General features: G+C 63.5%; 26 protein-coding genes. 14 read left to right on the top strand and 12 right to left on the bottom strand.

Annotated features, from left to right (window positions below; translation table 11 throughout):
• Window positions 1–67: 67 nt before the first annotated feature.
• Window positions 68–1,315, bottom strand: a complete 1,248-nt coding sequence (locus IVA80_RS28555; RefSeq protein WP_247437875.1) for an MFS transporter — start codon at window positions 1,313–1,315, stop codon at window positions 68–70.
• Between the two features lie 56 nt (window positions 1,316–1,371).
• Complete coding sequence (tyrS, locus tag IVA80_RS28550) at window positions 1,372–2,625, bottom strand: tyrosine--tRNA ligase (RefSeq protein WP_247437874.1); 1,254 nt, start codon at window positions 2,623–2,625, stop codon at window positions 1,372–1,374.
• Window positions 2,626–2,790: 165 nt separating this feature from the next.
• Here tyrS and IVA80_RS28545 point away from each other — a divergent pair, with 165 nt between their 5' ends.
• The 3 genes from IVA80_RS28545 to IVA80_RS28535 all read left to right on the top strand — a co-directional run bounded on the left by IVA80_RS28545 (window position 2,791) and on the right by IVA80_RS28535 (window position 5,000).
• The gene (locus IVA80_RS28545) at window positions 2,791–3,894 is read left to right on the top strand and encodes an anhydro-N-acetylmuramic acid kinase (RefSeq protein ID WP_247437873.1); all 1,104 of its coding nucleotides are present in this window, start codon (window positions 2,791–2,793) and stop codon (window positions 3,892–3,894) included.
• A 94-nt stretch (window positions 3,895–3,988) separates the two neighbouring features.
• Window positions 3,989–4,666 (top strand): glutathione S-transferase family protein, encoded by a 678-nt coding sequence (locus IVA80_RS28540; protein WP_247437872.1) that lies wholly within the window; start codon window positions 3,989–3,991, stop codon window positions 4,664–4,666.
• Between the two features lie 10 nt (window positions 4,667–4,676).
• Entirely contained in the window at window positions 4,677–5,000 is a 324-nt protein-coding gene (locus tag IVA80_RS28535) for a multidrug efflux SMR transporter (protein ID WP_247437871.1), read from the top strand.
• Here IVA80_RS28535 and IVA80_RS28530 read toward each other — a convergent pair.
• Complete coding sequence (locus IVA80_RS28530; protein ID WP_007591562.1) at window positions 4,997–5,644, bottom strand: alpha/beta hydrolase; 648 nt, start codon at window positions 5,642–5,644, stop codon at window positions 4,997–4,999. The genes IVA80_RS28535 and IVA80_RS28530 overlap by 4 nt on opposite strands.
• 347 nt (window positions 5,645–5,991) lie before the next feature.
• On the opposite strand from IVA80_RS28530, the gene IVA80_RS28525 reads away from it, so the two are divergent.
• From IVA80_RS28525 to IVA80_RS28490, 8 genes are all read left to right on the top strand, one after another.
• Entirely contained in the window at window positions 5,992–7,131 is a 1,140-nt protein-coding gene (locus IVA80_RS28525; protein ID WP_247437870.1) for a cysteine desulfurase family protein, read from the top strand.
• A 116-nt stretch (window positions 7,132–7,247) separates the two neighbouring features.
• On the top strand, window positions 7,248–8,744 hold the full coding sequence (gene sufB, locus IVA80_RS28520; RefSeq protein WP_247437868.1) for a Fe-S cluster assembly protein SufB: 1,497 nt from the start codon (window positions 7,248–7,250) through the stop codon (window positions 8,742–8,744).
• Window positions 8,745–8,878: 134 nt separating this feature from the next.
• Window positions 8,879–9,631, top strand: a complete 753-nt coding sequence (sufC, locus tag IVA80_RS28515) for a Fe-S cluster assembly ATPase SufC (RefSeq protein WP_247437866.1) — start codon at window positions 8,879–8,881, stop codon at window positions 9,629–9,631.
• Between the two features lie 11 nt (window positions 9,632–9,642).
• The gene (gene sufD, locus IVA80_RS28510) at window positions 9,643–10,947 is read left to right on the top strand and encodes a Fe-S cluster assembly protein SufD (RefSeq protein WP_247437865.1); all 1,305 of its coding nucleotides are present in this window, start codon (window positions 9,643–9,645) and stop codon (window positions 10,945–10,947) included.
• Window positions 10,944–12,191 (top strand): cysteine desulfurase, encoded by a 1,248-nt coding sequence (locus IVA80_RS28505; RefSeq protein WP_247437864.1) that lies wholly within the window; start codon window positions 10,944–10,946, stop codon window positions 12,189–12,191. Before sufD ends, IVA80_RS28505 begins: the two co-directional genes overlap by 4 nt.
• Complete coding sequence (locus IVA80_RS28500; RefSeq protein ID WP_045000007.1) at window positions 12,188–12,559, top strand: SUF system Fe-S cluster assembly protein; 372 nt, start codon at window positions 12,188–12,190, stop codon at window positions 12,557–12,559. Before IVA80_RS28505 ends, IVA80_RS28500 begins: the two co-directional genes overlap by 4 nt.
• 133 nt (window positions 12,560–12,692) lie before the next feature.
• Complete coding sequence (locus tag IVA80_RS28495) at window positions 12,693–13,034, top strand: iron-sulfur cluster assembly accessory protein (protein WP_247437998.1); 342 nt, start codon at window positions 12,693–12,695, stop codon at window positions 13,032–13,034.
• Window positions 13,035–13,165: 131 nt separating this feature from the next.
• Entirely contained in the window at window positions 13,166–13,615 is a 450-nt protein-coding gene (locus tag IVA80_RS28490; RefSeq protein ID WP_247437863.1) for a TfoX/Sxy family protein, read from the top strand.
• Between the two features lie 98 nt (window positions 13,616–13,713).
• On the opposite strand, the gene fabA is transcribed toward IVA80_RS28490, so the two are convergent.
• The 4 genes from fabA to IVA80_RS28470 form a co-directional block, all read right to left on the bottom strand.
• Window positions 13,714–14,244, bottom strand: a complete 531-nt coding sequence (gene fabA / locus IVA80_RS28485; RefSeq protein WP_247437862.1) for a bifunctional 3-hydroxydecanoyl-ACP dehydratase/trans-2-decenoyl-ACP isomerase — start codon at window positions 14,242–14,244, stop codon at window positions 13,714–13,716.
• 107 nt (window positions 14,245–14,351) lie between these two features.
• On the bottom strand, window positions 14,352–15,419 hold the full coding sequence (locus tag IVA80_RS28480) for a GGDEF domain-containing protein (RefSeq protein WP_247437861.1): 1,068 nt from the start codon (window positions 15,417–15,419) through the stop codon (window positions 14,352–14,354).
• A 167-nt stretch (window positions 15,420–15,586) separates the two neighbouring features.
• The gene (locus IVA80_RS28475) at window positions 15,587–17,116 is read right to left on the bottom strand and encodes a DEAD/DEAH box helicase (protein ID WP_247437860.1); all 1,530 of its coding nucleotides are present in this window, start codon (window positions 17,114–17,116) and stop codon (window positions 15,587–15,589) included.
• Between the two features lie 287 nt (window positions 17,117–17,403).
• Window positions 17,404–18,399 carry an AraC family transcriptional regulator gene (locus IVA80_RS28470; RefSeq protein ID WP_247437859.1) on the bottom strand — a complete coding sequence of 332 codons (996 nt, stop codon included), beginning with the start codon at window positions 18,397–18,399 and terminating at the stop codon, window positions 17,404–17,406.
• A gap of 232 nt (window positions 18,400–18,631) precedes the next feature.
• Between IVA80_RS28470 and IVA80_RS28465 the strand changes: the two genes are divergently transcribed.
• The gene (locus IVA80_RS28465) at window positions 18,632–20,143 is read left to right on the top strand and encodes a caspase family protein (protein WP_247437858.1); all 1,512 of its coding nucleotides are present in this window, start codon (window positions 18,632–18,634) and stop codon (window positions 20,141–20,143) included.
• A gap of 49 nt (window positions 20,144–20,192) precedes the next feature.
• Here the strand turns inward: IVA80_RS28465 and IVA80_RS28460 are convergent, their stop codons facing one another.
• Window positions 20,193–20,477, bottom strand: coding sequence for a hypothetical protein (locus tag IVA80_RS28460; protein WP_247437857.1), 285 nt, complete (start codon window positions 20,475–20,477; stop codon window positions 20,193–20,195).
• A 121-nt stretch (window positions 20,478–20,598) separates the two neighbouring features.
• Here IVA80_RS28460 and IVA80_RS28455 point away from each other — a divergent pair, with 121 nt between their 5' ends.
• Window positions 20,599–21,858, top strand: a complete 1,260-nt coding sequence (locus IVA80_RS28455; protein WP_247437855.1) for an FAD-dependent oxidoreductase — start codon at window positions 20,599–20,601, stop codon at window positions 21,856–21,858.
• 191 nt (window positions 21,859–22,049) lie between these two features.
• Window positions 22,050–22,820: an outer membrane beta-barrel protein gene (locus IVA80_RS28450; protein WP_247437854.1), complete on the top strand. Its 771-nt coding sequence runs from the start codon at window positions 22,050–22,052 to the stop codon at window positions 22,818–22,820.
• A gap of 93 nt (window positions 22,821–22,913) precedes the next feature.
• Here IVA80_RS28450 and IVA80_RS28445 read toward each other — a convergent pair whose 3' ends face one another.
• The 4 genes from IVA80_RS28445 to IVA80_RS28430 all read right to left on the bottom strand — a co-directional run.
• A complete protein-coding gene (locus IVA80_RS28445) occupies window positions 22,914–23,684 on the bottom strand; it encodes a glucose 1-dehydrogenase (RefSeq protein WP_247437852.1) in 771 nt (256 codons plus the stop codon).
• Window positions 23,685–23,705: 21 nt separating this feature from the next.
• Window positions 23,706–23,891, bottom strand: a complete 186-nt coding sequence (locus IVA80_RS28440) for a hypothetical protein (protein WP_027553620.1) — start codon at window positions 23,889–23,891, stop codon at window positions 23,706–23,708.
• A 325-nt stretch (window positions 23,892–24,216) separates the two neighbouring features.
• Entirely contained in the window at window positions 24,217–24,999 is a 783-nt protein-coding gene (locus IVA80_RS28435; RefSeq protein ID WP_247437851.1) for an outer membrane beta-barrel protein, read from the bottom strand.
• Between the two features lie 72 nt (window positions 25,000–25,071).
• A partial coding sequence (locus tag IVA80_RS28430) for a hypothetical protein (RefSeq protein ID WP_247437848.1) occupies window positions 25,072–25,426 on the bottom strand: 355 nt, incomplete at its 5' end.

Raw genomic sequence — 25,426 nt, 5'->3', positions numbered from 1 at the left:
TGCGGTGCCTCTATGTCGTGCGTAATTTCCCGGTGACACCGAGGGATGCAGGTTACGCCGGGGAGACCTACTCTCGCAAGGCGGGGACAATCAGGAATGGAATCATTCCGAGGATCACGCTCGCAAGTGCGAAGACAAGCAGGAGATTGTAGCCGTGCGTAAAGTCGTGGATGAGCCCGCCGCTCCATGAGCCGAACGCCGAACCCAATCCGCTGCCGATCGAGATGGTGCCGAAGATCGTGCCAACGCGCTTGCCGCGAAAAATCTTCATTGCGGTCGCTGTGATCAGCGGGCCGCGCGATCCCATCATGCTGCCGAAGCAGACGACGAAGCCGGTGAGCAGGATCATGTTCGGATAATACTGCAGGAGCCAGAGCAGGAAGATGCCGATGATCGAGATCGCGTAGCTGAGCAGCACCGACGGCCGGCGCCCGATCAGCCCGTCGAGCGCGGATACGCCGAGCATGCCGAACACCAGTACCACGCCCGAAAAACCCCAGGCGGTCGCCGCCTGGAGCGGCGGAAAGCCGGCGTCGATCAGATAGGCCACGATCTGCGCGGCGATCGCGTACATGCCGACCGCGGTGAAGAAGAAGGTCGAGAACAGCGCCCAGAAAGCGTGGTGGCGCATCGCGCTCACAAGCGTCCAGCCGTTATCGATGAAATCAGGGTCGGTCTTCTTGGTGACATGCGGCGAGCCGGCCGCGAACATGCGCCAGGGCAGAAGCAGCAGCGGCACGAGCAAGCCGAGCGCGGCAAAGCCGTATACTTGATAGGTTTCACGCCAGCCGAGATGATCGATCAAAAGCTGCGAGGCCGGGAGCAGCGCCAGCACGCCGCCCCCCATCGCCGAATAGACCACCGCCATCGCGGTCGGCAGCTTTGGGCCGAACCAGCGGCCGAGCATGATCGAGTTCGGGACGTTGCCGATGAAGGCGACACCGATGCCGACGCAGAGTCCGATCGAGAGCTGGAATTGCCAGAGCGCCTGCGCGTGCGCGGCGATCAGGAAGGCCGAGCCGAGCAGGAAAAGCCCGAGCGCGTAGACGATCCGCGGCCCGGAATGATCGAAGAGGCGCCCGACCAGTGGCGCGGTCAGCCCGCTGATCAGCCAGGTCAGTGAGTAGATCGAGACGACCTGCGCACGGTCCCAGCCAAAGTTTTCGGAGATCGGCTTGAGGAAGACAGTGAAGCTCTCGCTGAGGCCGCGGCCGAGGACGGCGAGCGTGAAGCACAGCCCGAGCACGACGAGTGCGGTGCGCACCGCATCTCGCTGGGTTGCCCCAACCTGTTCCCTGGGCGTGTTCTGGTCCATTGCCGGTCAGGGAGCGCGCTTCGGCGCGCCCTGACAAGCATCAAAAGCTCATACGCCTATGCAGGCCTGATGAGGACGTGCTTCTTCTTGCCGAAGGACAGCTTGATCACGCCCTCAGGCGTCAGATGGGTCGCCGACAGCGCCATCTTCTCGTCGGTGACGAGTTCGTCGTTGACGCGCAGGCCTCCGCCCTTGATCTGGCGCCGTGCCTCGCCATTTGAGGCAACCAAGCCCGCCTTGACGAAGGCGTTGAGCACGCCGAGGCCGGCACCCAGTTCGCCGCGCGGAATTTCCACCGTCGGCAGGCTTTCGGCCAGCGCGCCTTCCTCGAAGGTGCGCCGCGCGGTTTCGGCAGCCTCGTTGGCCGCGTCGCGGCCGTGCAGCAGCGCGGTCGCCTCGGTGGCGAGCACCTTCTTGGCTTCGTTGATCTCCGAGCCCGCGAGCGCCTCGAGCTTCCTGATCTCGCTCATCGGCAGGGTCGTGAACAGTTTCAGGAATTTGCCGACGTCGGCGTCTTCGGTGTTGCGCCAGTACTGCCAGAAGTCATACGGCGAGAACTGGTCGGCATTGAGCCAGACCGCGCCTTGCGCGGTCTTGCCCATCTTGGCGCCCGACGCCGTCGTCAGCAGCGGCGTCGTCAGCGCGAACAGTTGATGCGTGCCCATGCGGCGGCCAAGATCGACGCCCATGATGATGTTGCCCCATTGGTCGGAGCCGCCCATCTGCAAATGACAGCCGGCGCGTTTGGCAAGCTCGACGAAGTCGTAGGCCTGGCAGACCATGTAGTTGAACTCGATGAAACTCATCTCCTGCTCGCGCTCGAGGCGCAGCCGCACGGAGTCCATCGTCAGCATGCGGTTGACCGAGAAATGCCGGCCAACGTCACGCAGCATCTCGATCCAGTTGAGCTTGGTCAGCCACTCCGCATTGTCGAGCATGACGGCGTCGCTGTTGCCTTCGCCATAGCGCAGCACCTTGGCGAACACGCCGCGGATCGAAGCCTTGTTCGCCTCGATCTCGGCGACGGTGCGGATCGCGCGCGTCTCGTCCTTGCCGGAGGGATCGCCGACCATGGTGGTGCCGCCGCCCATCAGCGTGATCGGCTTGTTGCCGGACTCCTGGAGCCAGTGCAGCATCATCATGGTCAGGTAATTGCCGACATGCAGCGAACGGGCGGTGCAATCGTAGCCGACATAGGCCGTCGCCTCGCCCTTGGCGGCGAGTGCGTCCAGCCCCTCGAAATCGGAGCACTGGTGGATGAATCCACGTTCCTGCAAGGTATTGAGGAAATCCGATTTAAATACAGTCATCTGTCGGCGTGCCTGACAATTCTTGGTTTACTGTTTTGGGCGCAATTTAAGGGTCTTCCGTGGGAACTCGATTGCCACCCGCCACTTTGGCTGTGGCATTATAAGATGTGTCCCTCTGGCACAAGATCGGCATGCCGGAGTGGGGTCTCTTGAGGACGCTGATCCATGATGTTGACGGCACTCGGTTTGATGAGCGGCACCTCGCTGGACGGGGTGGATGTCGCGTTGATCGAAACCGACGGAAAGCAAGTGAAGGCGTTCGGGCCATCCGGCTACCGGCCCTACAGTTCGGCCGAGCGTAATCTGCTGCGCCAGGCGCTGAGCGAGGCCGTGCACCTGCCGCAACGCGATGCCCGCCCGGGCGTTCTGGCCGAGGCTGAGCGCGCGGTGACGCTGGCCCATGCCGAGGCTGTGGCTGCCTTCATCGCCCAAAACCGGATGAAGCCGGAGGACATCGACATCGCCGGCTTCCATGGCCAGACCGTGCTGCATCGCCCTGAGCGGCGGCTGACGGTGCAGATCGGTGATGCGCCGGCGCTCGCCAGAGCCATCCATATCCCCGTGATGCATGATTTCCGCGCCGCCGACGTCGAGGCCGGCGGGCAGGGCGCGCCGTTCGTGCCGGTCTACCACCGCGCACTGGCGCAATCGCTGGAGCGCGAGGGGCCGATCGTCGTCGTCAATATCGGCGGCGTCTCCAACATCACCTATATCGACGGCAGCGACACCCTGATCGCCTGCGACACCGGGCCCGGCAACGCGCTGCTCGACGATTTCATGTACCGCACCATGAACCAGCCGTTTGACACAGAGGGAAAATTCGCGGCGCTCGGCAAGGCGGACGAGGCCTGGATCGCGCGGGCGCTGGCGCTGTCGTTCTTCGCAGCTCCGCCGCCGAAATCGCTCGACCGCAACGACTTTGCCGCGCTGAAGCTCGGCGATATCGCGCCGGCCGACGGCGCCGCGACGTTGACGGCCTTCACCGCGGCTGCAATCGCCCGCATCATTCCGCTTTTGCCGCGCCGGCCGCGGAGTTGGATCGTCTGCGGCGGCGGCGCCCGCAACCTCACCATGCTGCGCATGCTGCGGGAACAGGTGGGATCGGCGACCGTCGAGGCCGCCGAGACGCTCGGCTGGGCCTCAGACGCCATCGAGGCGCAGGCCTTCGGCTTCCTCGCCGCCCGCGGCCTCAAGGGTTTGCCGCTGTCCTACCCGGCCACCACGGGCGTGCCGATGCCGATGACGGGCGGGGTCATCGCGCGGCCCTGAGATCCGGCTGATTGATGCAGCTGCATCTATCTTGACGAATGCATGCAGATGCATTTACATTGAATGCAGTTGCATCAAACTGCCGGGACCAGCCATGACCGCATCACTCAAACTGATCAGCCACAAGCTTTGCCCCTATGTGCAGCGCGCCGTGATCGCGCTCAACGAGAAGGGCGTGCCGTTCGAACGCGTCGACATCGATCTCGCCAACAAGCCGGACTGGTTCCTGAAACTGTCGCCGCTCGGCAAGGTGCCGGTGCTGGTGGTGACGACGGACAACGGTGAGGTCGCGCTATTCGAAAGCAACGTGATCTGCGAGTACATCGAGGAAACGCAAGCAGGCGAGAAGCTGCATCCGGCCTATGCCCTCAAGCGCGCCGAGCATCGTGCCTGGATGGAGTTCGGCTCGGCGACTCTCGGTGACCTCTGGGGGCTGGAGACCACGACGGATCCGGCGACCTTTGAGAGCAAGCGCCAGGCGCTGGCAGCGAAATTTGCGCGTGTCGAGGCCGCGCTGAGCTTAGGCCCGTTTTTCGCCGGCGATACGTTCAGCCTGGTCGATGCGGTGTTCGCCCCCGTCTTCCGTTATTTCGACGTGTTCGACGAACTGGCCGAGCTCGGCATCTTCAAGGATTTGCCGAAGATCCGTGCTTGGCGCGCCGACCTAGCGAAGCGTCCGAGCGTCCGCACTGCGGTCGGCGCGGACTATCCGCAATTGCTGCGCGCCTTCCTCGTGCGCCACGACGCACATCTGCTGAAGCTTGCGGCCTGAGCGCACGCCGATGCCCTCTTCCGTGGCTTGGCTCATGCTGGTGATCGCCGGCGTGCTGGACGTCGGCTGGGCGATCTCGATGAAATACGCCGACGGCTACACGCGTGCAGGGTGGAGCATCGTCTCGCTCGTGCTGCTCGCAGCCTTCGTCTTCCTGCTCGGACGCGCCTTGAAGGTGCTCGAGGTCGGCGTGGCCTATTCGGTGTGGACCGGCATCGGCGCGGCCGGCACCTTCATCATGGGCGTCATGCTGTTCGGCGAGACCTTGAGCGCGATGAAGCTTGCGGGCATCGCGCTCGTGCTGTTGGGAATCGTCGCGCTAAAACTCGCTTAACGCACGTTGGCCAAGCGCATGTCGAGATACGCCGTGATGGTTTCCATCAACGGCTCGAGCTTGGCGTCGAAGAAGTGGTTGGCGCCGGGGATGACCTGCTGGTCGATCACGATGCCCTTCTGCGTCTTCAGCTTCTCGACCAGCGTGTTGACGTCCTTGGGCGGCACCACCGCGTCCTTCTCGCCATGCACGATCAGCCCCGACGAGGGGCAGGGCGCGAGGAATGAGAAGTCATAGAGATTGGCAGGCGGCGCGATCGAGATGAAACCCTCGACCTCGGGACGGCGCATCAAAAGCTGCATGCCAATCCAGGCGCCGAAGGAGAAGCCGGCGACCCAGCAGGCGCGCGCCTCGGGATTGATGGTCTGAGCCCAATCGAGCGCTGCGGCGGCGTCCGATAATTCGCCGGTGCCATGGTCGAATGAGCCCTGGCTGCGGCCGACGCCGCGGAAATTGAAGCGCAGCACCGAGAAGCCGCGGTGCGCGAACGCGTAGTAGCACTGGTAGATGATCTGATGATTCATCGTGCCGTGGAACTGCGGATGCGGATGCAGGACCATCGCGATCGGCGCGTTCTTCTGCTTGGCCGGGTGATAGCGGCCTTCGAGACGGCCAGCAGGGCCGGTGAAAATAACTTCGGGCATGGATGATCTCTTGATTGATCCCTTGAAGACGGTCCTCAGCAATCAACCGATTGTGCGAACTTCATCGGCTGCTGTGCCGACCAAGCCGCGAAGGGAAGGGTGGAGCGGCGCCCTCGGATGATGCGCGAGCGGCGCGCGGTGAACTGACGCGCGCGTTCTAACATGAGGCGAGGGTCAAAAAGCAAGCATCTTGAACATCGCCCAATGAGCTCAAGATGTTAGCGTGTCATGGCCGCGTCATTGCGGGATGAGGATTCGGAATCGAGGTTGCCAATCGCTCCACAGGGGCCCATGTCGGGCCTCAGCGTGGGCGCACAAGCCCCATTTACAGAGTAATATAATACCTCATGCGGAGCCGTGTCTACCTCGACTGGAATGCGACCACGCCGCTCCGCGCCGAAGCGCGGAGCGCGATGCTTGCGGCTTGGGAGCTGATCGGCAATCCGTCCTCGGTCCATGCCGAGGGCCGCGAGGCGCGCCGGCTGGTCGAGGACGCCCGTGCCACGCTTGCAGCGGCTGTCGGTGCGTTGCCGCGCAACGTGGTCTTCACTTCCGCGGGGACCGAGGCGAACGCGCTGGCACTGTCGCCTGGCCTGCGGGGCCCGTCCGGCGGCCCCATCGAGCGGCTCCTGGTTTCGTCCGTCGAGCATGCCTCGGTGCTGGCAGGCGGCCGGTTCCCAGTGGACAAGATCAGCCAGATCCCGGTCACACCCGCCGGCGTCATCGACCTCGACCATCTGAAGGCGCAGCTCGGCGACGGCCCGCCGGCGCTGGTCTCCATCATGGCGGCCAACAACGAGACTGGCGTAATTCAACCGGTCGCAGAGGCCGCAGCGATCGTTCACGAGGCTAGCGGCCTCCTGCACGTCGATGCGATCCAGGCACTCGGAAAAATTCCGTTCGATATCAACACTGTAGGGGCGGACCTTGCGACCTTTTCTGCGCACAAGATCGGTGGCCCCAAGGGAGTTGGTGCGTTGGTCGTGACGGAGGGGCTTGCCGGCCTGCAACCAGTGCTGCGGGGCGGCGGACAGGAACTGAACCGGCGCGCAGGAACTGAGAATGTCGCTGGCATCGCCGGCCTCGGGGCCGCGGTGAAAGCGGCGCTTCGGGCTCTGCCGGAGGATGCGGAGCATATAGCAACCCTCAGAGATCGCTTGGAAAATGGTCTCCTCGGGATGGCCGGGGCGACCATCTTCTCTCACAACGTGAAGAGGTTACCAAACACCGTTTTATTCACCGCGCCAGGCCTGAAGGCTGAGACCGCCGTCATCGGATTCGACCTCGAAGGCGTGGCCGTGTCCTCAGGTTCGGCCTGTTCCTCGGGCAAAGTGCAGGCGTCCCATGTTCTGTCGGCCATGGGATTTGATCCCGCAGTCGCCCAGGGAGCAGTGCGTCTCAGTCTGGGCTGGTCCACGGAACCAGATGACATCAACAGGGCGTTAGAGGCTTGGCGAAAGCTCGGTAATACCCTACTTAAGGGTTAAGCGACGAAACACGGCTTGAACGGTTCTAAGAGCGTGCGTCTCGCCAAGAAACATCGTAATAGTCGTCCGAATTTGATGATCCACCGCGGTCCTTGAAACCGCGAGCGGAGGATGGAATGCCAGCCGTACAAGAGACGGTCGAGCGCGTGAAGCGCATCGACGTCGACCAGTATCGTTATGGGTTTGAGACCCTGATCGAGTCCGACAAGGCCCCCAAGGGGCTGTCGGAAGAGACCGTCAAGTTCATCTCCGAGAAGAAGAATGAACCCGCCTGGATGCTCCAGTGGCGGCTGGAAGCCTATCGGCGCTGGCTGACGATGACCGAGCCGACCTGGGCGCGCGTCGATTATCCCAAGATCGACTTCCAGGACCTCTATTACTATTCGGCGCCGAAGCCGAAGAAGACGATCACCTCGCTGGACGAGATCGATCCGGAGATCCTGAAGACCTACGAGAAGCTCGGCATTCCCCTGCGGGAAGTCGCCATGCTCGAAGGCGTCGAGCCGAAGCCCGGCGATCAGGACCCGGCCCGGCGCAAGATCGCGGTCGACGCGGTGTTCGATTCGGTTTCGGTTGCGACCACGTTCAAGGCTGAGCTGAAGAAGGCCGGCGTGATCTTCATGCCGATCTCGGAGGCGATCCGCGAGCATCCCGAACTGGTGCAGAAATATCTCGGCTCGGTGGTTCCGACCTCGGACAATTTCTACGCGACGCTGAACTCGGCGGTGTTCTCCGACGGCTCGTTCGTCTACGTGCCGCCGGGCGTGCGCTGTCCCATGGAGCTGTCGACCTATTTCCGCATCAACGAGCGCAACACCGGCCAGTTCGAGCGCACGCTGATCATCGCCGACAAGGGCTCCTACGTCTCCTATCTCGAAGGCTGTACCGCGCCGCAGCGCGACGAGAACCAGTTGCATGCCGCCGTGGTCGAGCTCGTCGCGCATGACGATGCCGAGATCAAATACTCGACGGTGCAGAACTGGTATCCCGGCAATTCGGAAGGCAAGGGCGGCATCTACAATTTCGTCACCAAGCGTGGCGACTGTCGCGGCAACAATTCCAAGATCTCCTGGACCCAGGTCGAGACGGGGTCTGCGATCACCTGGAAGTACCCGAGCTGCATTCTGCGCGGCGATAACTCCCGCGGCGAGTTCTACTCGATCGCGATCTCCAACGGCTTCCAGCAGGTCGACAGCGGCACCAAGATGATCCATCTCGGCAAGAACACGTCGAGCCGGATCATTTCCAAGGGCATCGCGGCCGGTAAATCGCAAAACACCTATCGCGGCCTCGTCACCGCACATCGCAAGGCGACCGGCGCGCGCAACTTCACCGCCTGCGACTCCTTGCTGATCGGCGACAAATGCGGCGCGCACACGGTGCCGTACATCGAGGCCAAGAACTCTTCGGCGACGTTTGAGCACGAGGCGACGACCTCAAAAATCTCTGAGGATGTGCTGTTCTATTGCGTCCAGCGCGGGCTTTCGCAGGAGGAGGCTGTCGGCCTCGTCGTCAACGGCTTCGTCAAGGACGTGCTCCAGCAGCTGCCGATGGAGTTCGCGGTGGAAGCGCAGAAGCTGATCTCGATCTCGCTGGAAGGATCGGTCGGCTAGCTTCGACCTCATCCTGAGGAGGCTGCGGTACGCGGCCGTCTCGAAGGATGAATGTTACAACGATTGTTGGCCTCCTCCTTCGAGACGCGCCTGCCGGCCGCTCCCTGGGACGAGGGGATAGATGGAACAAGACAATGGCATTGCTTGAAGTAAAAGGCCTGAAGGTACGTGTCGAGGAGCGCGAGATCCTCCACGGGCTGACGCTGACCGTAAACGAGGGCGAGATCCACGCGATCATGGGGCCGAACGGCTCCGGCAAATCGACGCTCTCCCACGTCATCGCCGGCAAGCCCGGCTATGAAGTCACCGACGGCGAGATCCTGTTTAGGGGCGAGGACCTGCTGGACATGTCGCCTGACATGCGCGCGGCCAAGGGCGTATTTCTGGCGTTCCAGTATCCGGTCGAAATTCCGGGCGTTAGCACCATGAACTTCCTGCGCACGGCACTGAACGCGCAGCGCAAGGCGCGCGGCGAGAGCGAATATTCGACGCCGGACTTTTTGAAGAAGGTTCGCGAGGTCTCGAAGTCGCTGAACATCCCGCAGGACATGCTCAAGCGCGGCGTCAATGTCGGCTTCTCCGGCGGCGAGAAGAAGCGCAACGAAGTGCTTCAGATGGCGCTGTTCGAGCCGAGCCTGTGCATCCTCGACGAGATGGATTCCGGCCTTGACATCGACGCGCTGCGGATTGCGGCCGACGGAGTTAATGCGCTGCACTCGCCCAAGCGCGCGATGGTCGTCATCACCCATTATCAGCGGCTGCTCAACTACATCGTGCCTGACGTGGTGCACGTGATGTCGAAGGGCCGTGTCGTGAAGAGCGGCGGCAAGGAACTGGCGCTGGAGCTGGAAGCGTCCGGCTACACCCAGTTCGAGGACGCCGCGTAAGGAATTTTGCGATGAACGTTGCTGTGGCAAAGACCGGAAAAGGCCGCGCGGTGAGCGATCTCTTCGCCAGCGCCGAAGGCCGGCTGCCGGGTTCGCCGGCCGTGATCGCGGTACGCCGCGAGGCGTTCGAGACCTATGAGCGTCTCGGCCTGCCGCATCGCCGGATCGAGGAATGGAAATACACTGACCTGCGCGCGCTGGTCGGCGAGGTGCTGCCGCTGGCAGCCAACCCCGATGCGGCCGCGCTGAAGCGCGCGGCGGAGGCCGTGAAGGCGCACGCGATCGCGGGCGCCCGCAAGCTGGTGCTGGTCGATGGCGTGTTTTCGGCCGATCTCTCTGACGTCAAGGCACTCGGCTCCGAGGTAGGCTTCAAGACGTTACGGGAGACGCTGGAGATGGATGCCGGTCTTCTGAAGACGGCGTCCACCGATGCCGTGATTGCGCTGAATGCGGCGATGGCGACTGATGGCGTCGTGCTGTCGATTGCCGATGGCGCGCAACTGTCCGCGCCCGTCCAGATCATCCATGTTGCCACCGCTGCTTCTGCATCGGCGTTCACCCGCTCACAGCTGCGGATCGGGAAGGGCGCTCGCGCCACGATCATCGAAAGCTTCGTGGCGGCAGACGCCAAGGCCTATCAGGTCCATGACGCCGTGTTGGTCTCGATCGGCGACAACGCCGATGTCGCGCTTGTCCGCCTGATGGACGATGCGCCTGATGCGGCGAACATCACGTCGCAATTCGTCACCGTCGGCGCCAACACGAAGGTCAATTTTTTCAACATGACCAGCGGCGCCGCGGTCAGCCGCCTCCAGGGCCTTATCACGCTGGCAGGCGAGGGCAGCGAGCTCTCCATCAACGGCGTAAACTTGTTGCAGAAGACCGAGCACGGCGACACTACGCTGGTGGTCGACCACGCCGTGCCGAACTGCATCAGCCGCGAGGTCTTCCGCGCCGTGATCGACGATCGCGCCCATTCGGTATTCCAGGGCCGCATCATCGTTCGTCCCGACGCGCAGAAGACCGACGGCAAGATGATGACCCGCGCGCTGCTGCTCTCGGACGAAGCCGAGGCCGACAACAAGCCGGAACTCGAGATCTTCGCCGACGACGTCTCCTGCGGCCACGGCGCCACCGCCGGCGCGCTCGACGAGAACCTGTTGTTCTATCTGAAGGCGCGCGGCCTGCCCGAGAAGCAGGCCCAGGCGCTGCTGATCCAGGCCTTCGTCGGCGAGGCGATCGAGCAGATCGCCGATGATAATCTGCGCGAGCATGTGATCGGGATTGCCGCGCGCTGGCTGGAGCGGCGCCAATGAGCACGCATCCGGCAGTCCTGAACGGGTCTTATGACGTCGCGCGCGTGCGCCAGGATTTTCCGGCGCTCGCCATGCAGGTCTACGGCAAGCCGCTGGTCTATCTCGACAACGCGGCGTCGGCGCAGAAGCCGCAAGTCGTGCTCGACCGCATGACGCAGGCCTATACGTCCGAATACGCCAACGTGCATCGCGGCCTGCATTACCTCGCCAACGCCGCGACTGAAGCCTATGAGGGTGGTCGCACCAAGGTGGCGCAGTTCATCAACGCGCCGCGAACAGAGGAAGTGATCTTCACCCGCAACGCGACCGAGGCGATCAATCTGGTCGCGTCGTCCTGGGGCGGGCCGAACATCAAGGATGGCGACGAGATCGTCATCTCCATCATGGAGCACCACTCCAACATCGTGCCCTGGCATTTCCTCAAGGAGCGCCAGGGCGCCGTGATCAAATGGGCGCCCGTCGACGACGAGGGCAACTTCCTCCTCGACGAGTTCGAGAAGCTGCTGACCGCCAAGACCAAGCTGGTCGCGATCACGCAGATGTCGAATGCGCTCGGCACCATCGTCCCGGTCAAGGACGTTGTGAAGATCGCTCACGCCCGCGGCATTCCGGTGCTGGTCGACGGCAGCCAGGGCGCGGTGCATCTGCCGATCGACGTCCAGGACCTCGGCTGCGACTTCTACGTCTTCACCGGCCACAAGGTCTATGGTCCGACCGGCATCGGCGTGCTCTGGGCCAAGTACGACCAACTCGCCGCGATGCGCCCGTTTAATGGCGGCGGCGAGATGATCCGAGAAGTCTCGCGCGACATCGTCACCTATGGCGATCCCCCGCACAAATTCGAGGCCGGCACGCCGGCGATCGTCGAGGCGGTGGGCCTGGGTGCGGCCATCGATTACGTCAATTCGATCGGCAAGGAGCGAATCGCCGCGCACGAGCACGATCTCCTGACCTACGCGCAGGGGAAGCTGCGCGAGATCAACTCGCTGCGGCTGATCGGCACCGCGCGCGGCAAGGGTCCGGTGATCTCCTTCGAGCTCGAGGGTGCGCACCCCCACGACGTCGCCACCGTGATCGACCGCCAGGGCATTGCGGTGCGCGCCGGCACCCATTGCGTGATGCCGCTTTTAGAGCGGTTCAACGTCACCGCCACCTGCCGGGCGTCGTTCGGCATGTATAATACGCGGGAAGAAGTCGATCATCTGGCACAGGCGCTGTTGAAGGCGCGGGATTTGTTCGCATGAGTGACACGGCCGAAATCAAAGCCAATCCGATGGAAACCCAGTCGGCGCTGCCGCCTGAGGAAACCGAGCGTCTCACCACCGAGATCATTGCCGGGCTGAAGACCGTGTTCGACCCGGAAATTCCCGCCGACATCTATGAGCTCGGCCTGATCTACAAGGTCGAAATCAAGGATGACCGTTCCGTCGACGTCCAGATGACGCTGACGACGCCGAACTGTCCGGCCGCCGGTGAGCTGCCGACCATGGTCGAGAACGCAGTCGCCAGCGTCCCCGGCGTCGGCGTGGTCGACGTCAAGGTGATCTGGGAGCCGGCCTGGACGCCGGAACGCATGAGCGACGAGGCCCGCCTCGTGCTCAACATGTGGTAATGCTTACATACTAGCTTTGCAGAATTGGCATTGAATTCGCGCCGCAACGGACCACATCACTGACATGACCCAGATATCGTCAGGCTCGACACCAGCATCCACTCCCAAGCCGCGGCGGCCGCGCCCGCAGGTGATGCGGCTGACGGATGCCGCAGCTCAGCGCATCAGCGAGCTGACCCAGCGCGCTGATTCCGAGATCGTGGGCCTGCGCGTCGGTGTGAAGAACGGCGGCTGCGCTGGGCAGTCCTACACCGTCGAATACGCCCATGATGTCCGCCCGACCGATGAGGTCGTCGAGGACAAGGGGGTCAAGATCCTGATCGATCCCAAGGCCGTACTGTTCCTGCTTGGCACCGAGATGGACTACAAGGCCGACAAGATGCAGGCCCAGTTCGTCTTCAACAACCCGAACCAGATCTCCGCTTGCGGCTGCGGCGAGTCGGTCGAGCTGCGCCCGGCGAAGATCGACGGGTAGTTCTCTCCGTCATCGCGAGGAGCCCTTGCGACGACGCAATCCAGGTCGTCTCTGCAGCGGATAGTCTGCTTCGCTTCGCTCGCAATGACGGCGGTGATATGAACGCTGGCTGCTGGCTCCGGGAAGCCTCCATGGACCGCGAATTCCTGATCGACCTGTTCGCCGATTTCGGCCCTGTCACCATCCGAAAAATGTTTTCCGGCTACGGCATCTCCGCCGACGGTATCAACTTCGCGCTCGCCTTGCGCGCCGGCCTGTTCTTCCGCGCCGACGAGCAGACCATCCCGGACTTTGAAGCGGAAGGCTCGAAGCCGTTCCAGTATGCGACCCGGGCCAAGACCGTGCTGGTGAATTCCTATTGGGAGCTGCCGGCGCGCCTGTTCGACGATTCCGAGGAGCTTGCGCGTTGGGCGAGGGCAGCGCTCGCCGCCGCCCAGCGTGCCAAGGCGAAGAAGCGGGCGAAGGGAAAGAAGGCGGCGAAGAAGGTGGCGAAGACGGCCACGCCGAGGAAGCCCGTTGCGAAGAAGCGCCCGGCCAAGAAAACGGTACGTCAGGTGGGCAAAGCGACCCGCCCGCCATAGCTCGAACAGCGAAGGCGGAAGCGTGCCCACCCACCGTTGAGGTCCTGATGTGAGATGGTGGGCACGTCGCTGCGCGCCTTTGCCCACCGTACGCGACGTCAATCCACCGCCTTTGTCAGGCCAACCTTCATATCTTTGGCCATGCAGACACAGACACCGTCCGCAAGCACGCGACCGTCGGCAATTCCGAGCACCAGCTTGCCGCGCCGGACCTGGCGCATGGCGACCTCGTAGCGCACGCGTCGCGTGTCCGGTGTGATGGATCCCGTGACGTCCACCTCGCCGACGCCGATGGCGCGACCCTTGCCCGGTGAGCCCGACCAGCCGAGCCAATAGCCGATCACCTGCCACATGGCATCCAGCCCCAGAGACGCCGGCATCATCGGGTCGCCGCGATAATGGCAGTCAAAGAACCAATAGCCAGGCCCGATGTCGAGCTCGCCGACGACATGGCCCTTGCCGAACTCGCCGCCGTCCATGCTGATTTCTGTGATGCGGTCCATCATCAGCATCGGCGGCGCGGGCAATTGCGCATTGCCGGCGCCGAAATAGCCGCCCTCGCTCGATCTTAGCAGTTCGTCCCTAGTGTAGGACGGTTGTGGAGCATGAAAATCGTGGGGATTGGACAAGGCGACAAGTCCTTCCGGATGCTCGCAGTCAGGCGCCCGTAAAGCGGCGAGGAAGATGTCGTTTGTCAGGTCAGAATGTCAAGCGCGGGTGGTGCGCAGATTCGGCGTCACGCCACCCGGTTGTGCGTCTCGACCGCGAATTCCGGATCGGCCTCGCAGATCACGCGGTTGCGGCCGTTGCGCTTGGCGGCGTAGAGGCAGGCATCCGCACGCTCGATCAGCGCGTCGGTGTCGTCGCCCTGCTTGAGCATGGAGACGCCGACGGAGATGGTGACGCGGCCGAGGATCTCGCCGGTCGATTTCTTCTTCAATTCCTTCGCCATCACAGCGCGGCGAATGTGATCTGCAACGGTGAGCGCCTGGCGCAGCGCCGTGTTGGGCAGCAGGACAGCGAATTCCTCGCCGCCATAGCGCGCGGTGATGTCCTGTCCCTTGATGGTCTGCTTCATGGACAGGCCGACGAGCCGCAGCACCTGGTCGCCGGTGAGATGGCCGTAGGAATCGTTGAACGACTTGAAATGATCGATGTCGAACAGCAGCAGGGACAGCGGCTCGCCAGAGGCGAGCGCGCTCTGCACGGCCATGCTGATCATGCGATCGAAATATTTGCGATTGCCCAACCCCGTGAGCGGGTCAGTCAAGCTCTCGGCCCGGATCGCCTCCAGGCTCTGCTGGAGGTTGCTGATCTCGCTCTTGGACAGCGTCAGCCGCTCTTCCAGCGCCTTGTTGGTCTCGCGCATCTCGCTGGTCGAACGCAGCAGCGTCTCGACGATCGACTTGATCTGGTCGCGGCTCTTGGCCGTCGACAGTTGCTCGGTCGCGCCCGACAGGCTGGCATCGTAGGAGCCGGTCATCCCGAGCGCTTCGCTCAGCACCTTCAACACGTCGTCGATCTCGCCGATGACGCGTGCGCCGACCTTGTCGATGCGGTCGGTGGTCTTGATGTGGGAAAGATAGGTCTCGTAGATCTGCTCGAGATCGCCCTCGGTCAGCTTGCCATGGCGCGCCAGCGTCTCGTTGATGATCTTGTTGAGCGGTGCGTTATAGCCGGTAGCGTAGACGTACCAGATCTCGTAATTGCGGGGAATTGCGGTTTGCCGAAGCGACCGGATCTGACCGAGCGCCACCTCGGCGAACGCCATCGTGCGTTCGTGTTCGTCGAGCACGTTGACCACGGAACATTCCCCACGGCGATCAGTGCGCCGGTCGATCGCTGCAATGCTTAAATTATGTTCGTAGGCTAACGGATGATCGTGAACGGCCCGTAAACAGCCGTTCGCCGATGCATCAAAAAATTGTGCGGCTGTTTTTTTCAACCGCAGTCTAAAATTAGTCTCGTGCTTCAGGCGCCGGCGGGGGAACGAACGGGGCGCAACAGGAACGCCGGGAGATGCGAGTGATCGCCCGGTTCGGTGTCTGCTTCGCGCTGGCGGCGCGGCTCGGGACGGCCGATCGAGGGCACGTGGGATGGATTGGCTGGTTGGTGCGATCCGCCGCGCGGCTCGGATGATTGCCGTGGTTCACGGGGAGGCCTTGCGTCGCGTGCGGGCCTTGCCTCGCGTGCGGATCGCGCTTCGGCCGCAGGCCTGGCATCGACCGCGGGTCTTGCCTCGGCGGGCTGTGCCGCTTCATCGCGCGGCTCGTGGCCGCGACGCGATTTCCCGCGTCCGCTGCGGGAGCGTTCGCGATCCCGTCCGCGCGACTCGCGCGGGCGCTCGCTCTGTTCGGCTGTGCCGGCGTGCATCTCGAAGTCGCCCTCGGCGCGGGGAATGCTCTGGCCGATCAGCTTCTCGATCGCCACCATCGACTTCTGGTCGAGCGGCGTCACGAGCGAGATCGCGACGCCGGTCCGGCCTGCGCGGCCGGTGCGGCCGACGCGGTGGACATAGTCGTCAGGATGGTGAGGGACGTCGAAATTGAAGACGTGGCTGACCTCAGGGATATCGAGGCCGCGGGCGGCGACGTCGGAGGCTACCAAAAGCGGCAGCTCGCCCTTACGGAACTGTTCGAGCGCCGCCGTGCGGGCCGACTGGTCCATGTCGCCGTGCAGGGCCCCGACGCTGAAGCCGTGCTTCTGGAGCGATTTGTGAACGACGGCGACTTCGCGCTTGCGATTGCAGAAGATGATCGCGTTCTTGAGATCCTTGGCCTCGCGCAGCAGGCGCCGCAGCAATTCGCGCTTTTCATGCGCCTCGCGCCCGGCCGGGACCTGACACTGCGAGACTGTGACGGCGGTGGTGGCGGGCTTGGAAACTTCCACCTTCTGCGGGTTGTGCAGGAAGGTCTCGGTGATGCGCCGGATTTCCGGCGGCATCGTCGCGGTGAAGAACAGGGTCTGCCGCGTGAACGGGACCAGCTTGCAGACGCGCTCGATGTCGGGAATGAAGCCCATGTCCAGCATGCGGTCGGCTTCGTCGATGACGAGCAGCTCGACGCCGGTGAGCAGGAGGCCACCGCGCTCGGTGTGGTCGAGCAGGCGGCCGGGGGTGGCGATCAGCACATCAACGCCGCGCGTCAGCTTGGCATCCTGGTCGCCGAAGGACACGCCGCCGATCAGCAGTGCGACATTGAGCTTCTGGCCTGCGCCGTAGCGGTCGAAGTTTTCCTTCACCTGCGCCGCAAGCTCGCGGGTCGGCTCCAGGATCAGCGTCCGCGGCATGCGCGCGCGGGCGCGACCCTTTTCGAGGATGGTGAGCATCGGCAGCACGAAGGCTGCGGTCTTGCCGGTGCCGGTCTGGGCGATGCCGAGCACGTCCTTGCGTGCGAGGACGTGGGGGATCGCCTGTTCCTGGATGGGGGTGGGGGTGGTGTAACCGGTGGCCGCCACTGCGGCGAGAACTTTTTCGGATAGTCCGAGATTGGTAAAGGACATTGAGCCTCTGGTCGAAACCGCCGTTCGGAATCGAAGGTAATAAGGCTGTCGCGTTCCACCCCAAAACGGCGCGCTCTCAAAGAAGCTGGGGGTGCTGACTCACGCGAACAAAGCGCCAGGCTCAGGAATCGGTCTTCGATCTGAGCCGCGTCGCTTCGGAACATAGGCAGGAATCGGCCAAAGTCAATGGAGCGGGCGCGGGAAGGCCCTAAAAAACCTGAGGTTTTTGCCCAAATAGCGGGCCCGGCTGGGCTTTTCCGGGCGACAGCCATTGGGTGGGGCGACGGTTAACGCCCTTCCGGACCCTGGGCGCGGAAGTCGCCGGGGGCCATCCCGTAGGCGGCGCTGAAGACCCGATAATAGGTCGCCAGGCTCTCGAAGCCGCAGGAGGTCGCGATATCAGCGATCAGCCGGTCCGGCGCCTCGCGCATCAGACGACGGCTCTGTTTCAGGCGTTCGTCCGTCACGGTCTGCGAGAAGCTCTTCGCCGCGGTTTCGAACAGCATGTGCAGGTGACGCACGGACACCCCGAGCAGGTCGGCCACCCTCGCCGGCGCCAGATCGGGGTCTTGCAGCTGGCGCGCGATCAGGCGCCGCGCCTGCGAGAGCCGGGCGGTCCGCAGCGCGGACTGTCCGAGGCGGCTGCCGGGCCGCACGATGCCGCGCTCGATCAGCGCCAGATGGGCCAAGGCTTGAACTAAGGAGGCTTGAACTAAGGAGGACTGGACCAGGGAGGTCGCATCGGCGGCGCCATCATCGTCGACGACGGCCTCACCGAGATCGGCGAAACAGGCGCCGAGCAGGGGCGCCAGGCCGGGATCGTCGAACGTCCGGGGCGCAAGCTCGCGCATGCGCTTGTCCTGTGTGGCGAGGCCGCTCAGGGGGATCTTCAGAATGCGCAGGTGGAAGCCCCCTGCGCCGAGCGGCGCGGTGCGATAGGGCTGGTCGGTATGGCTGGTGGCGAAGCTGCCATTGGCGATCCCGAAGTCGCTTGCGCGCATGCCGCCGAACCAGCCGCCGCTGCCGAGCTGCTGATACACGCAAAGGCTGTCACCCGGCGCGCGGGCGATGTCGGACGTGCTGCGTTCGACCGTGTAGTGCGAAGCCTTCAACTCGACGAGGCCGCCGCCGCCGACCTGGCGTAGCGAGAATTCGCCGAAGAAATCGCCGCGCCGTTCGCGCTCGAGTTCGGCCGTAACCCCGAACAGGCCCTTGGCGCGGACCTCGCGCCAATAGTCGAAGCGGTCATGCGGCTCGACCTCGTCGGTACACCAGCGATACACGGCAGCCCCTCGCTTCCAGCGCAATTGCCCAGGAAATCGTCTAACAAAGAGCAGATTCCGGCGGAATCTGCCATAGACCAGATCGCGGAAGCGGAGGCCCAAGCCTGTTCTAAGCCTGTTCTAAGCCTGTTGAACCGTCGATATGGCTGAGCCGACTATCACATCAACGGCGGAGGGGTCCAATGAACCGGTGTTCGAGGGATCGGCGCCGTTCTGCAACGGGAATTTTGCGATGACGCGTCGGCTTTTCAGAATTCTGGCGGCACTCGGCCTGGCGGCAAGCCTATGCGGCTTCGCGCTTCCTGCACATGCCGAGAAGCGCGTGGCGCTCGTCATCGGCAACAACGACTACAGGAACGTCCCGAAGCTGCTCAAGGCGGTCAACGACGCCCGCACCATGGGCGATACGCTCAAGCAGCTTGGCTTCTCGGTGATGGTCGCGGAGAACCAGAGCCGGCAGCAATTCTCCGAGACGCTGCTCGCGTTCGACCGCGCGATCGAGCCCGGCGACACCGCATTCTTCTTCTATGCCGGCCACGGATTCGAGATCGCGGGCCAGAACTATCTGCTGCCGACCGACGTGCCGGCCGCGACGGAAGGGCAGGAAGAGCTGGTGCGCGACGCCTCGATCCTCGCCGACCGCATCGTCGAGCGCCTGCAGAACAAGAAAGCGCGGACCTCGATCCTGGTGTTCGACGCCTGCCGCAACAATCCGTTCGAGCGCACCGGCACGCGCGCAGTTGCTGGTGGCGGCGGCCTCGCGCCGATGACGCAACTGCCCGAAGGCGTGTTTTCGGTGTTCTCGGCAGGCCCCCGCCAGACCGCACTCGACCGCCTCTCAAACGACGATGCCAATCCCAACTCGGTGTTTACGCGCACCTTCGCCAAGGAGCTGTTGCAACCCGGCGAGAACCTGGTGCAGGTGGCGCAGCGCACCCGCCGGCTCGTCAGCGAGATGGCCGACACGATCAAGCACAGGCAGGTGCCGGTCTATTTCGACCAGATGGTCGACGACGTCTTCCTCAGCGGCCTTGCCAAGGACGCGGCCCGCCCGGCCGATCCGCCGCCGCAGAAGCTTGCGGCGCTGCCGCCGGTCTCGGTGCCTCGCGTGCCGAGGGAGGAAACCGCCAATGCGCCGATCGCGAGCTTCTCGCGGCACAATGGCGGCTGGAGCGTGGTGTTCTCCTTTGCCGACCCGACGCTCGGCATTTCCTGGCGCATGGCCGGCAATGGCGATTTCCGCGAGACCGGTTTCATCGACACGCTTGATCCGCGGACGCGCAAACGGATGCCGAACCCGTCGATTGAGTTGCCGTCGGATGCTGCGGCCGGCACCATCGAGGTCCGCTATGTCGATCCGGCCGGCGACATGCAGGGGCCGTTCCCGGTCAGGTTCGATCCCGAGGCCGCGCTGATCCGCGACCAGCGCAAGATCCTCGACATGACCGCGACGAACTGGCTGTCATTCCGCGAGTTCAACGGGCTGCTGGTCTACTACACGCACCTCGTGTCCTACCGCTGCGCCATCCGTGAGGTGCGCATCGGCATCGACACCGCCGTTCCGAACCAGCTGTTGAAGATGCCGGGCTGCGACATGCGCGACCCCAGCGCGATCGGCGCCGGCATGCCGCTCTACATGAAGCTTGCCCCGGCCACGCAATTCGTCTCGGTGGAGTTGACCTACCGCGACGGCAGCGTGTCGGAGATCAAGAGTTTCCGCAGCGCGACCCGCAGCAACAACTGAGCGATCTGCGGCTCCATTGTCGGGCGGCGAACGTCGTTCGCGCGGGGAACTAGCCGCGACGCTTTCTGACGAAGCGCTTGACGGAGTCGATCGCTTCCATCAAGGGCGGCGCGAGCGAGAAGATCGTCCCCATGGCGATCGAGACGATGACGTGGCGAAGCAGGAATTTCTCCTGCTCCTCGAACGGATAGCCGTTCTGGTCGATCCGCGCCGGCGCGAGCGTGCCCGCGTCCTGTCGATCCGGCTTCCGCGGCTTGCGCTGCGGGAGCATGATCACGACGAAAAGCACGTTGATCAGCAGCCAGATGCCAAGCACTATGAGTACGGTACGCACCGCAAGATCATCCTGAAATCGACTAAAACCGTCAGCAACGCTACTGGCCATTCGGCACCCCGGCAAACCAATTCCGGCTTGTTGCACCGCACAGCGGACTAAAGTTGTAAGCGAGGGGTTGATGACGGAATCAGATACGCTCGAGCGCACCGTCCGTCACTCCGTGAGAGTCCGGTGTTGCATCGTCGGCGGCGGGCCGGCCGGCATGATGCTTGGCTATCTCCTGGGGCGCGCCGGCATCGATGTCGTGGTGCTGGAGAAGCACGCGGATTTCTTCCGCGACTTTCGCGGCGACACCGTGCATCCCTCGACGCTCCAAGTCATGGATGAGCTCGGCCTGATCGACGCCTTCCTGAAGCTGCCGCATCAGCGCTTGCAGACGATGGACGGCTTGTTCGGCGGCACGCCGGTGCGCATCGCCGATCTCAGGCGGCTCCGCACGAAGCACCCATTCATTGCCTTCATGCCGCAATGGGACTTCCTCAATTTCCTGCGCGAGGCCGGCCAGCGCTTCGCCTCGTTCAAGGTGATGATGAACACGGAGGCCGTCGACCTGATCCGTCGCGGCGAGACCATCGCCGGCGTGCGCGCGATGACGCCGGAGGGGCCGATCGAGATCGAAGCCGATCTCACCATCGCCTGCGACGGCCGGCATTCGACCGTGCGCGAGCGCGCCGGTCTCGTGGTCGAGGAGATCGGCGCACCAATGGACGTGCTGTGGTTCCGCGCCGGCCGCAAGGCGGACGAGACCGAAAATGTGTTCGCGCGCGTCGAGCCCGGCAAGATGATGATCACCTTCGATCGCGGCGACTATTGGCAATGCGCCTACGTCATCGCCAAGGGCCAACATGATGAGGTGAAGGCGAGGGGATTGCAGGCGCTGCTCGACGACGTCGTGCGCATGGCGCCGATCCTGAAGAGCGGCATTTCTGACGTGAAGAGCTTTGACGACGTCAAGCTGCTCACCGTCGCGATCAACCGCCTGGCGCGCTGGACGCGGCCGGGCCTGCTTTGCATCGGCGATGCTGCGCATGCGATGTCGCCGGTCGGCGGCGTCGGCGTCAATCTCGCCGTGCAGGATGCGGTCGCGACCGCCAATTTGCTTGCAGACAAGCTTCAGCAGGGCTGCCCATCCGACGACGAACTCGATGCCGTGCGTCGCCGGCGCGAATTCCCGGTCAAGATGACGCAGCGGATGCAGGTGATCGTGCAGAACAACATCATCAGCGGCGCCTTGCAGGGCAGCGATCGGCCGCTGAAGGTGCCGTTGATCGTGCGTCTCATCACCGCGCTGCCATGGCTCCAGGGCATTCCGGCGCACCTGCTCGCGCTCGGTGTGCGACCCGAGCACGTGCAATCGAAGGCCGCCCCGGGATCGTAGCGCAAAAATTCGGTAGGGATTTCGGTAGGGATAACGTCGCATTAAATCGTGCGCGGCGCGTTGCGTGCGTGCAACAGCGCAACGGATTCAAGGACGGTAACTTGCCAATCCGGCGCCTTAACTTTCTTGATTCAAATTTGAGTAAGAACTGCGTGTGAGCGTGCAACCCATCAAAGGATACGGGGTGTACCATGCGTAACAAATTGATTGCTGCCTTCGCCTGCACGACCGCTCTGGTTTCGACTGGCGCTGCGTCCGCCGCCGATCTCGGCGCGCGTCCCTACACGAAGGCGCCGGCCTATGCCGAGCCGCTGTTCAACTGGACCGGATTCTATGTCGGCGGCCATATCGGTGGCGCCTGGACCAACGAGCAGTTCATTAATAACGGGACTGGCGCGCCGTTCGGCGATCTCGTTCCGGGCGAAGGTTTCCGTCAGCGCAAGTCAGGCATCATGGGCGGCGCCCAGATCGGCTACAACTGGCAGGCCAACAACTACGTGTTCGGCATGGAAGGCACCATCTCCGGCCTCGACAACAAGGGCACGGTCGCGAACACCGTGTTCGGTGCCGGTGACGATATCTTCACCTGGCGCGCCAACGTGCTTGCGACCGTCGTCGGTCGCGCCGGCTTCGCCGTGCAGAACAATCTGTTCTACATCAAGGGCGGCTATGCCGGCGTGAACAACCGTCTCAACGTCAGCGACACCGTTGCCGCGTCGACGGGCTCGGGCGGTCAGACCCACTGGGCCAACGGCTGGACCGTCGGCGCCGGCTGGGAATACGGCATCACCCGCAACTGGATCGTCGGCCTCGAATACAATTACGCGGCCTTCGGCAGCCAGACCTATCAGCTTGGCGGCACCTCGGGTAATTACACGTTCGATGCCAAGCCGCGCGACATCCAGTGGGCCGTTGTGCGCGCGAGCTATAAGTTCGACGCGCCGGTCATCGGCCGCTACTGAGCAACAAACGACCAATCAAAGAAAAGATCACGACCAAATTAAAAGCCCCGGCTTCGACCGGGGCTTCTTTTTTCGTGCAGCCGCGACGGCGCCTCAGGCCATCACCGAGAACCCGCCGTCGACTGGAATCGCAGTGCCGGTCACGAAGTTCGAGGCGGGCGAGGCGAGGAACACGGCGATGCCAGCGAAGTCGTCGATGTCGCCCCAGCGTCCCGCGGGCGTGCGCGCCAATACACGTTCGTGCAAGCCAGACACCTGCTGCCGCGCGCCGCGCGTGAGATCGGTGTCGATCCAACCCGGCAGGATGGCGTTGACCTGGATGTTGTCCGGCGCCCAGGCATTGGCGCAGGCGCGTGTGTACTGCACGATGCCGCCCTTGCTCGCCGCATAGGCCGTCGCAAAGCTCGCGCCGAAGATCGACATCATCGAGCCGATATTGATCACCTTGCCGTTGCCCGACGCCTTGAGAGCGGGGTAGGCGGCCTTCGAGCACAGGAAGGCACTGGTGAGGTTGGTCGCGATGACCTTGTTCCACTCGTCGAGCTCGAGCTCGTGCGGCGGCTTGCGGATGCTCATGCCGGCATTGTTGATGAGGATGTCGATACGGCCGAGCTCCCTGACGACGCGGTCGATCATGGCCGCGACCGCTTCCTTGTCGGTGACGTCGGTGGTGACGGCAATCGCCTTCACGCCGCGCTGTCTGAGATCGGCAACGGCAGCGGCCGACTTGGTTTCGTTACGTCCGACCACGGCGATATCGGCGCCGGCATCGGCGAGTCCGTGGGCGAGGCCGAGACCGATGCCGCCATTGCCTCCCGTGACAATCGCGACCTTGCCGCGGAGATCGAACCGGTTGGATGTCATATTTGTATTCCCTGGTTTCTTCTATTGGTTGCTTTGCCAGATCAGCACCAGTCCGAAGCCGGCCATGGCTGCGCCATAGCCGGCCCATTGCAACTGGTTGACCATGAAGCTCGATCGCGGCCACGGGACCGTGCCCGTGCCCTGTCCGATCCAGAGCAGCCCGACGGCGAGGGCAAACAGGCCTGCGATCAGCAGAAATCTGCGCATGCATTCCTCCCCATCGGTCAGCTTCTGTCGCGGCCCACGGCGTGAACGCCACAGGCCCGCGAAAGCTTGGAGGCCAGACTAGCCGGCTTCAGCTTGGATACAATGGCTGTATCTGCAAGACCGAGGGAGGACGCATGTCCGTATGCAGGATGATCCCAGGCATGGTAGCCGCACCGCGGCGATTCCTTATGCCGACTGGTCAATGAGTGGAGGGGCAGCTCGCAAGCGCATTTGGAGCAACAAGACGAGCGTCAACTGTTGAGGCCCGCACAACGAAAAAGCCCCGGGCAATGCCGGGGCTTTGACGTCTGAACTTGCGTTCGGATTAGTACTTGGCGACGACCGGACCGGTCCAGTTGAAGCGGTAGACCAGCGAGGTCGAGATCGTCTGGTTCCAGCTGTTGGCGCGGATGCTGTTGCCGACCGGAACGTTGCCGACATCGAGCAGCTCGTCCTGAGTCTTGGCGTTGTAGAAGGCCGAACGATACTCGGTCTTCATGAACCAGCCCGGCGAGCTGATGCCGAAAAAGTTCAGGCTGTTCTCGACGCCGCCACCGATGAACCAACCGTTGCGGTTGTAGCTGTTGAGGTGGGCACCGACGGGAACGCCGGCGAGGTCCGTGAAGTTGGTCTGGCCGAAGTGGGCGCCCGAATAACCGCCGTTGACGTAGGTGAGAACGTTCGGAGCGGCCAGCCAGCCGAGGCGCACACCAGCGGCCCAGGAGGTTTCCAGCTTCTGGTTGCCCGTGATACCGTTGAGCGGATCCTGGATGGTGGCGCGGATGCTGCCGAACTGACCGTCAGCGAACACGCCAGCGACCCAGGTGCCGCTGAACTGCCAGTCGTAACCGGCGCCCACGGTGCCGAACCAGCCCGAGCCGCCCTGGCGCTGGGTGATCGTCAGCGGCGTACCGGAAACCGTATCCACAACGCTCTGGTCGGCATTCGAGAGGCCGCCACCGCCGCCGCCGAAGATGTAGAAGCCGGTCCAGTTGGCGACCGGGGCGGGCATCGGAGCCTTCACGTAGGGACGGGCCGCAAGATCAGCCGCCGAGGCCGAACCGGTCATCGCCGCAACCGCGGTCAGAGCGAGCAAAATCTTCTTCATCTTAAAATCCCCAAGCTTTGGTCTGTCTGGCAGACGCGAGCGCACTGAAGTCCGTGTGATCTGATGCCCCGACTATAGACGCTTTCCACCGAAATGCTGTTGCCGGACAGGCACAGTCGCCGGGAAACGCCGCCCTTCGGGGATTTTGGCGGCGATCGTCGAAATCGGATATAGTGTTCTATTATCAATCAGTTGTCTTGATTTTTGAATGTCGAGTTCGAGTAAGGTTTCGTTAGTGATCGGGCGCTGTTCGAAATGGAGGCAATCCCGCCTCAGCCTTGGCGCCAGTGAGTCGCTGGCCGAGTCGCCGATCAGATGCGGTCTGTCGATCGGCATAGGGGGCGACCTTGTGGGTCGCTCCCCTGCCACACCACCCGGCATGCGGGTCCGCACCGGGCGGTTCGAGAAGTTGAGGTCATGAGAGACG

It is taken from the genome of Bradyrhizobium sp. 139 (genome assembly GCF_023074175.1).
Classification (GTDB): Bacteria; Pseudomonadota; Alphaproteobacteria; order Rhizobiales; family Xanthobacteraceae; genus Bradyrhizobium.
This window is presented reverse-complemented; position numbering and strand designations above follow the sequence as displayed.

Excerpts from the sequence above, each read along its gene's own strand:
- IVA80_RS28555 (WP_247437875.1), bottom strand. The coding sequence starts at position 1,315 with ATGGACCAGAACACGCCCAGGGAACAGGTTGGGGCAACCCAGCGAGAT.
- tyrS (WP_247437874.1), bottom strand. The coding sequence starts at position 2,625 with ATGACTGTATTTAAATCGGATTTCCTCAATACCTTGCAGGAACGTGGA.
- IVA80_RS28545 (WP_247437873.1), top strand. The coding sequence starts at position 2,791 with ATGATGTTGACGGCACTCGGTTTGATGAGCGGCACCTCGCTGGACGGG.
- IVA80_RS28540 (WP_247437872.1), top strand. The coding sequence starts at position 3,989 with ATGACCGCATCACTCAAACTGATCAGCCACAAGCTTTGCCCCTATGTG.
- IVA80_RS28535 (WP_247437871.1), top strand. The coding sequence starts at position 4,677 with ATGCCCTCTTCCGTGGCTTGGCTCATGCTGGTGATCGCCGGCGTGCTG.
- IVA80_RS28530 (WP_007591562.1), bottom strand. The coding sequence starts at position 5,644 with ATGCCCGAAGTTATTTTCACCGGCCCTGCTGGCCGTCTCGAAGGCCGC.
- IVA80_RS28525 (WP_247437870.1), top strand. The coding sequence starts at position 5,992 with ATGCGGAGCCGTGTCTACCTCGACTGGAATGCGACCACGCCGCTCCGC.
- sufB (WP_247437868.1), top strand. The coding sequence starts at position 7,248 with ATGCCAGCCGTACAAGAGACGGTCGAGCGCGTGAAGCGCATCGACGTC.
- sufC (WP_247437866.1), top strand. The coding sequence starts at position 8,879 with ATGGCATTGCTTGAAGTAAAAGGCCTGAAGGTACGTGTCGAGGAGCGC.
- sufD (WP_247437865.1), top strand. The coding sequence starts at position 9,643 with ATGAACGTTGCTGTGGCAAAGACCGGAAAAGGCCGCGCGGTGAGCGAT.
- IVA80_RS28505 (WP_247437864.1), top strand. The coding sequence starts at position 10,944 with ATGAGCACGCATCCGGCAGTCCTGAACGGGTCTTATGACGTCGCGCGC.
- IVA80_RS28500 (WP_045000007.1), top strand. The coding sequence starts at position 12,188 with ATGAGTGACACGGCCGAAATCAAAGCCAATCCGATGGAAACCCAGTCG.
- IVA80_RS28495 (WP_247437998.1), top strand. The coding sequence starts at position 12,693 with ATGCGGCTGACGGATGCCGCAGCTCAGCGCATCAGCGAGCTGACCCAG.
- IVA80_RS28490 (WP_247437863.1), top strand. The coding sequence starts at position 13,166 with ATGGACCGCGAATTCCTGATCGACCTGTTCGCCGATTTCGGCCCTGTC.
- IVA80_RS28475 (WP_247437860.1), bottom strand. The coding sequence starts at position 17,116 with ATGTCCTTTACCAATCTCGGACTATCCGAAAAAGTTCTCGCCGCAGTG.
- IVA80_RS28465 (WP_247437858.1), top strand. The coding sequence starts at position 18,632 with ATGACGCGTCGGCTTTTCAGAATTCTGGCGGCACTCGGCCTGGCGGCA.
- IVA80_RS28455 (WP_247437855.1), top strand. The coding sequence starts at position 20,599 with ATGACGGAATCAGATACGCTCGAGCGCACCGTCCGTCACTCCGTGAGA.
- IVA80_RS28450 (WP_247437854.1), top strand. The coding sequence starts at position 22,050 with ATGCGTAACAAATTGATTGCTGCCTTCGCCTGCACGACCGCTCTGGTT.
- IVA80_RS28445 (WP_247437852.1), bottom strand. The coding sequence starts at position 23,684 with ATGACATCCAACCGGTTCGATCTCCGCGGCAAGGTCGCGATTGTCACG.
- IVA80_RS28440 (WP_027553620.1), bottom strand. The coding sequence starts at position 23,891 with ATGCGCAGATTTCTGCTGATCGCAGGCCTGTTTGCCCTCGCCGTCGGG.
- IVA80_RS28435 (WP_247437851.1), bottom strand. The coding sequence starts at position 24,999 with ATGAAGAAGATTTTGCTCGCTCTGACCGCGGTTGCGGCGATGACCGGT.